6 protein-coding genes and 1 pseudogene are annotated in these 5,451 nt (G+C 65.8%); all 7 read left to right on the top strand.

Translation table 11 applies throughout. From position 1 onward, the window contains the following. Nucleotides 1–239: pseudogene (locus K1Y73_RS21130) on the top strand (hypothetical protein); the annotation flags it as partial. Nucleotides 240–385: 146 nt separating this feature from the next. Then, the gene (locus K1Y73_RS21125; RefSeq protein ID WP_225030350.1) at nucleotides 386–805 is read left to right on the top strand and encodes a DUF5333 domain-containing protein; all 420 of its coding nucleotides are present in this window, start codon (nucleotides 386–388) and stop codon (nucleotides 803–805) included. Further along, on the top strand, nucleotides 802–1,302 hold the full coding sequence (locus K1Y73_RS21120; protein ID WP_225030348.1) for a DUF3291 domain-containing protein: 501 nt from the start codon (nucleotides 802–804) through the stop codon (nucleotides 1,300–1,302). Before K1Y73_RS21125 ends, K1Y73_RS21120 begins: the two co-directional genes overlap by 4 nt. A gap of 4 nt (nucleotides 1,303–1,306) precedes the next feature. Further along, nucleotides 1,307–3,316 (top strand): NADH-quinone oxidoreductase subunit NuoG, encoded by a 2,010-nt coding sequence (gene nuoG / locus K1Y73_RS21115; RefSeq protein WP_225030346.1) that lies wholly within the window; start codon nucleotides 1,307–1,309, stop codon nucleotides 3,314–3,316. Nucleotides 3,317–3,321: 5 nt separating this feature from the next. Continuing rightward, nucleotides 3,322–3,723, top strand: a complete 402-nt coding sequence (locus tag K1Y73_RS21110) for a hypothetical protein (protein WP_225030345.1) — start codon at nucleotides 3,322–3,324, stop codon at nucleotides 3,721–3,723. Between the two features lie 27 nt (nucleotides 3,724–3,750). Next, nucleotides 3,751–4,788: an NADH-quinone oxidoreductase subunit NuoH gene (gene nuoH, locus K1Y73_RS21105; RefSeq protein WP_225030343.1), complete on the top strand. Its 1,038-nt coding sequence runs from the start codon at nucleotides 3,751–3,753 to the stop codon at nucleotides 4,786–4,788. 4 nt (nucleotides 4,789–4,792) lie between these two features. Further along, complete coding sequence (gene nuoI, locus K1Y73_RS21100; RefSeq protein WP_225030341.1) at nucleotides 4,793–5,287, top strand: NADH-quinone oxidoreductase subunit NuoI; 495 nt, start codon at nucleotides 4,793–4,795, stop codon at nucleotides 5,285–5,287. Nucleotides 5,288–5,451: the final 164 nt, after the last annotated feature.

The raw sequence follows: 5,451 nt of genomic DNA, 5'->3' as shown, positions 1-5,451 counted from the left end.
TGGCCCGCATCTCCGCCGACGCGCCGGGGCTGCAGCTGACGGCGCAGGGCGCAAAGCCGGTGCCGGGCCATGCCGTCAGCGTGACGCGGGCCGGCAGCAGCCTGGCCTTCGACGAGGGCGCGCTGGCCAAGAAAGCCGCGCGCGCGGGATGTGAGGCCGCGGGCGGCCGCTTCCAGGATCGGGCGATCGGCGGCTATGACCGCACGGGCGCCTGGCTGTTCCGGGGGGCCTGCGCATGATCACGGCCTGTTTCAACATCGGCGGCTCACGGAAGGCGCACGGTTCCGTGCTTTGGGGTCGGGCGGCGGCTCTGGCAGGATGCCTGCGCCCGGGCGCAGGGGGGTCTGCCCTCGCGTCCGCGGGCAGAGCAGTCGGAGCATCCGCCATGAAACCCCTTCTTGCCGCGGCCCTTGCGGCCGTCACCCTGGTCTCGCCCATGCTGGCCTCTCCTGCGCTGGCGCTGGAACCGCTGAGCCAGGAAAAGCACATCAATGACTCCCTGCGCGCCGGAAGGATCGGCGACGTGATCCGCAAGACCTGTCCGACGATCCATGCGCGCATGTTCGTGGTCTGGTCGAAGATCGAGGATCTGAAGCAATACGCGCTGGACAAGGGCTATAGCCGCAGCGAAGTGGAAGCCTTCCTGAAGGACCGCAAGGAAAAGAACCGTCTGAAGGCCGAGGCGGATGCCTGGCTGAAAAAGGCGGGCGCGGTGGCGGGCAATGTGCAAAGCTTCTGCGCCGTGGGCGAGGCGGAAATCGCCAAGGGCTCGCTGGTGGGCAGCCTGCTGAGGAGCAGCAAATGACGCCCGAAGGCATGCATCTGGCCGAGCTGAATGTGGGCCGCCTACTGGCGCCCACCGACGATCCGCGCGTGGCCGACTTCATGGCGGCGCTGGACCGGGTGAACGGTCTTGGCAAGCGCATGCCGGGTTTCGTCTGGATGATGGAAGGCTCGGGCGAACCGGGGACGGGGAATACCGAAGCCAAGATCGGCGGCGATCCGCAATTCGTGTCGAACCTGACCGTCTGGGAAAGCGTCGAGACGCTGGAGCATTTCGTCTGGAACACCGTGCATCGCGCCTTTTACGAACGCCGGGCCGAATGGTTCGAGGTTCTGGGACGGATGCATTTCGTCATGTGGTGGGTGCCCGCGGGGCACAAGCCGACATTGGACGAGGCATTGGAACGGCTTGCGCATCTGCAGGCCCATGGGGACAGCGACCGGGCCTTTGGCTGGTCCTATCTGAAAGAGGCGCGGCTGTGGAAGGACCACGGTTGCGCCAGAATCGCGGCGGAGTAGCGAGATGTCGAACCTCAAGAAGATCAGCATCGACGGTATCGAGATCGAGGTGGATGGCGCGATGACGATCATCCAGGCCGCGGAAGCGGCCGGGATCGAGATTCCGCGCTTCTGCTATCATGAACGGCTGTCGATCGCCGGCAATTGCCGGATGTGTCTGGTCGAGGTCGTGGGCGGCCCGCCCAAGCCCGCCGCCTCCTGCGCCATGCAGGTCCGCGACCTGCGCCCGGGCCCGAATGGCGAGGCGCCGGTCGTGAAGACCACCTCGCCCATGGTCAAGAAGGCCCGCGAGGGCGTGATGGAATTCCTGCTGATCAACCATCCGCTGGATTGCCCGATCTGCGACCAGGGCGGCGAATGCGACCTGCAGGACCAGGCCATGGCCTATGGCGTCGATTTCAGCCGCTACCGCGAACCCAAGCGCGCCAGCGAAGATCTGAACCTGGGCCCGCTGGTCGAAACCAAGATGACGCGCTGCATCAGCTGCACGCGCTGCGTCCGCTTCACCACCGAAGTCGCCGGCATCCATCAAATGGGCCAGACCGGCCGCGGCGAAGATGCCGAGATCACCAGCTATCTGAACATGACGCTGGATTCGAACCTGCAGGGCAATATCATCGACCTGTGCCCGGTCGGTGCGCTGACCTCGAAACCCTATGCCTTCACCGCCCGGCCTTGGGAGCTGACCAAGACCGAGTCGATCGACGTGATGGATGCGCTGGGGGCGAACATCCGGGTCGACACCAAGGGCCGAGAAGTGATGCGCATCCTGCCCCGCAACCATGACGGGGTGAATGAGGAATGGATCAGCGACAAGACCCGCTTTGTCTGGGACGGTCTGCGCCGCCAACGCCTTGATACGCCTTACGTTCGCGAGAATGGCAAGCTGCGCAAGGCAAGCTGGGGCGAGGCGCTGGCCAAGGCTGCGGCCGCAATGAAGGGCCGCAAAGTCGCCGGTCTGGTCGGCGATCTGGTGCCGGTCGAGGCGGCCTACAGCCTGAAGGCGTTGGTCGAAGGGCTTGGCGGTCATGTCGAATGCCGGACCGATGGCGCGCGCCTGCCGGCCGGCAACCGCTCGGGCTATGTTGGCACTGCCAAGATCGAAGATATCGACACGGCGAAGACGATCCTGATCGTCGGCTCGAACCCGCGGGTCGAGGCGCCGGTTCTGAACGCGCGGATCCGCAAGGCCTGGGCTGCCGGGGCCGATGTCGGCCTGATCGGCGAGCCGGTCGATCTGACCTTCGATTACAAGCATCTGGGCAATGACCGCGCGGCACTGGTCGATCTGGTGGGCCGGGTGACGGAAAAGCCCGATACGCTGGTGATCGTGGGGCAGGGCGCCCTGAACGAGGCCGATGGCGAAGCGGTGCTCAGCCAGGTCATGGCCTATGTGCAGGGCGCGGGAGCGAAGCTTCTGGTGCTGCACACGGCGGCGTCGCGCGTCGGCGCGATGGATGTGGGCGCGGTGACCGAGGGCGGTCTGGCGGCCGCGACCGAAGGCGCGGAGGTCATCTACAACCTGGGCGCCGATGAGGTGGAAATCGCAGCTGGCCCCTTCGTGATCTATCAGGGCAGCCATGGCGACCGCGGCGCGATGCGGGCCGATGTGATCCTGCCGGGCGCGGCCTATACCGAAGAGAACGGGCTGTTCGTCAACACCGAGGGCCGGCCGCAACTGGCGCTGCGGGCGGGCTTTGCCCCGGGCGAGGCGAAAGAGAACTGGGCCATCCTGCGCGCCCTGTCGGCCGAACTGGGCGCCACGCTGCCCTGGGACAGCCTGGCCGCGCTGCGCGCCCGGCTGGTGGCCGAGGTGCCGCATCTGGGCCGGATCGACGAAGTGGCCGAAAACGCCTGGGTGCCGCTTGCGCCGAAGGCGCCGGCCAAGGCCACGTTCCGCAATGCGATCAGGGACTTCTACCTGACCAACCCGGTTGCCCGCGCCTCGACCGTCATGGCCGAACTCTCGGCGATGGCCAAGGCGCGCACGGCCCCGAAACTGGCGGCGGAGTAGCAGGAATGGCGCGTCCGTCCCCGCTTGCGCTTGGACTTGCCGCGGCAGCGGCGGTCGGGGCTTGCGCCGAGACGGGCGGGCAGACTACAGCACCGCAGGCGGCGCGCTATCTGGGGATCGAGACGGTGCTGCTGGACGGCGACCTGGTCAATTTCCGCGTGGCGATGACCGGGGCGCGCAGCGAGGCGGATGTCGAGGACTATGGCCGCTGTGCGGCGGCGCAATATGCGCTGATCCGCGGCTACGGCTTTGCCCGCCATGTGCGAACGCAGGTGGCCCGGGCGGGCGCGACATGGCGGGGGGACGCGGTCTATCTGATCTCGGCCGCCCTGCCGCAAGGATTGCGGACGATCGACGCCGAGGTGACGGTGCGCGATTGTGGCGAATTGGGAATACCCACGGTCTGAAGACCGGAACTAGGGACGGACGGTGAGATGGAAGCTTTTCTGAACACAGGCCTCGGAATCACGCTGCTGATCGTGCTGCAGAGCCTGGCGATCGTTGCCTTCGTGATGCTGAGCCTCTTGTTCCTGGTCTATGGCGACCGCAAGATCTGGGCGGCGGTGCAGATGCGGCGCGGCCCGAACGTGGTTGGCCCCTGGGGCCTGCTGCAATCGGTGGCCGATGCGCTGAAATATGTGGTCAAGGAAATCGTCGTGCCGGCGGGCGTGGACCGGCCGGTCTTCTTCCTGGCGCCGATGCTGTCCTTCGTGCTGGCGATCCTGGCCTGGGCGGTCATTCCCTTCCATCCGGGCTGGGTTCTGGCCGATATCAACGTGGCGATCCTGTTCGTCTTCGCCGTCTCCTCGCTTGAGGTTTACGGCGTGATCATGGGCGGCTGGGCGTCGAACTCGAAATACGCCTTCCTCGGCTCGCTGCGCTCTGCCGCGCAGATGATCTCGTATGAGGTTTCGCTGGGGCTGATCATCATCGGCATCATCATCTCGACCGGGTCGATGAACTTCTCGGCCATCGTCGCGGCGCAGGACGGGGCTTACGGCCTGTTCAACTGGTACTGGCTGCCGCATCTGCCGATGGTGGTTCTGTTTTTCGTCTCGGCCCTGGCCGAAACCAACCGCCCGCCCTTCGACCTGCCGGAAGCGGAATCGGAACTGGTCGCGGGCTTCATGGTCGAATATTCGTCGACGCCCTACCTGCTGTTCATGGCCGGCGAATATATCGCCATCTTCCTGATGTGCGCCCTGATCAGCCTGCTGTTCTTCGGCGGCTGGCTGTCGCCGATCCCGGGCCTGGCCGATGGCTGGTGGTGGATGGTGGCGAAGATGTGGGTGTTCTTCTTCATGTTCGCCATGGTGAAGGCCATCGTGCCGCGCTACCGCTACGACCAGTTGATGCGGATCGGCTGGAAGGTGTTCCTGCCGCTGAGCCTGGGCTGGGTCGTGCTGGTGGCGTTCCTGGCGAAATTCGAAGTATTCGGGCATTTCTGGGCCCGCTGGACCCTGGGGGGCTGAGCAGATGGCCAATATCGACTGGAACCGCGCGACCCGCTATTTCCTGATGGCGGATTTCATCAAGGGCTTCGCGCTGGGGATGAAATACTTCTTCGCGCCGAAATCGACGCTGAACTATCCGCATGAGAAGGGGCCGCTGTCGCCGCGCTTCCGCGGCGAACACGCGCTGCGCCGCTATCCGAATGGCGAGGAACGCTGCATCGCCTGCAAACTGTGCGAGGCGGTCTGCCCGGCGCAGGCGATCACCATCGACGCCGAACCGCGCGAGGATGGCTCGCGCCGCACCACGCGCTATGACATCGACATGACCAAATGCATCTATTGCGGCTTCTGTCAGGAAGCCTGCCCGGTCGATGCCATCGTCGAGGGGCCGAATTTCGAATTCTCGACCGAGACGCGGGAAGAGCTGTTCTACACCAAGGAAAAGCTTCTGGAAAACGGCGCCCGCTGGGAAGCCGAGATCGCCCGCAATCTTGAACTTGACGCGCCCTATCGCTGAGGATCAGGGATGAGCCGGATCGAAAGCCTGTTGTTCGGAGCGCTTGGAGGCGCCGTGGTGCTGGCCCTGGGGCTGGTCACCGGCGTCTCGACGGGTGCGCCCGGGCCGGTGGGCGGGCCGGGGCCGGAAGGCCCGGCCGGCGCCCAGGGCGAGATCGGTCCCCG

Origin of the sequence: Xinfangfangia pollutisoli (genome assembly GCF_020179405.1) — a bacterium.
In the GTDB taxonomy this organism is placed as follows: Bacteria; Pseudomonadota; Alphaproteobacteria; order Rhodobacterales; family Rhodobacteraceae; genus Pseudogemmobacter; species Pseudogemmobacter pollutisoli.
The sequence above is the reverse complement of the archived record's forward strand: the minus strand, read 5'-3'. Positions and strand labels throughout refer to the sequence as shown.